General features: G+C 67.2%; 1 protein-coding gene. It reads right to left on the bottom strand.

The window, feature by feature from the left end; genetic code table 11:
- On the bottom strand, positions 1-1,530 hold a 1,530-nt coding region (locus WA317_RS13115; RefSeq protein WP_425173444.1), incomplete at both ends, for a DNA polymerase.

Here is a 1,530-nt window from a genome sequence, read left to right as displayed (position 1 = left end):
ACCTTGATGATGTCGGCGGCGCTGCCCTGGATCGGAGCATTGAGTGCTGCCCGCTCCGCGGCTTCGCGCACCTGGCGGTTGCTGCTGTCCAGCTCGGGCAGGTAGCGCCGCCGGCCCAGCACCGTCGAGGTGTAGCCGTCCTTGCGGGCCTGGTCGACAACGGCCTGCAGATAGTCGCGCACGCCGCCGAACCGGGCGAAGTAGGCGTCCATCTGGACTTTCGCCTCTTCGGTGGAGATCTTGAGCTGCTGCGACAGTCCGTAGGCGCTCAAGCCGTACGCCAGGCCGTAGGACATCGCCTTGACCCGGCGACGCAGTTCACCGGTCACCTCGTCGATCGGCACGCCGAACGCGCGGGACGCCACGAAGGAATGCAGGTCCTCGCCGGTCTTGAACGCCTCGATGAGGCCTTCGTCGCCGGACAGGTGCGCCATGATCCGCATCTCGATCTGGCTGTAATCGGCGGTCATCAGTTCGGCGTAACCGATGCCGTCAACCGAGCCGACGACGAACGCGTCCCTGATCCGCCGGCCCGCATCGGTGCGGATCGGAATGTTCTGCAAGTTCGGCTCGGTCGACGACAGGCGTCCGGTGGCCGCGATGGTCTGATTGAACGTGGTGTGGATGCGGTCGTCGCCGGCCACCGAACTCAGCAGCCCGTCGACGGTCACCTTGAGCCGGGTGGCGTCGCGATGGGCGAGCAAATGCTGCAGGAACGGGTGGCCGGTTTTGTCGAACAGCGACTGCAACGCGTCGGCGTCGGTGGTGTATCCGGTCTTGGTCCGTTTCGTCTTCGGCATCTCGAGTTCGTCGAAGAGCACGACCTGCAGCTGTTTGGGTGAGCCGAGGTTGATCTGCTTGCCGATCACCGCGTACGCGGCCTCGGCGGCGTCGCGGATCAGGTTCCCGAATTCGCTTTGCAGCGCAGCCAACTGGTTCAGGTCGACCGCGATGCCGGCTGCCTCCATGCCGGCCAGCACCCGTTGCACCGGCAGCTCCATCTCGGCCAGCAGCGACTCGGAGTCGATGCGGGCCAGTTCGGCGTCGAGCGCCTCGGCCAGGTCCACCACCGCCTGGGCCCGCAGAATCACCGTCTGCACCGCTTGATCGTCGACGCCGTCAGTGTCGTCGAGCAGCGAAAGCTGTTGCTGTTCCGCGGTTTCAGCGCGCAGCTCCCGCCGCAGGTAGCGCAGCGACAGGTCGTCGAGAGTGAAGCTGCGCTGCCCCGGCCGAACCAGGTAGGCGGCCAGTGCGGTGTCGGAAGTGATGCCGTTCAGCGTCCATCCGCGTCCGGCGAGGTCATGGATGGCCAACTTCGCCTCGTGCAGCGCCTTGGGTTTCGTCTCGTCGGCGAGCCAGGCGGCGAGCGCGGCATCGTCGTCCGGTGTCAGCGTCGTGGTGTCGATGTAGGCGCCGTCACCGTCGGCGGTGGCGACGGCCAGGGCGGTGGCGTCACCGTCGTAGGGCAGGTGGGTACCCACGACCGCCAGCCCTGATCGGCGCCCGTCGGCGGCGTGGTCGGCCAGCCAC

It is taken from the genome of Mycobacterium sp., assembly GCF_049802695.1.
Classification (GTDB): domain Bacteria; phylum Actinomycetota; class Actinomycetes; order Mycobacteriales; family Mycobacteriaceae; genus Mycobacterium.
This window is presented reverse-complemented; position numbering and strand designations above follow the sequence as displayed.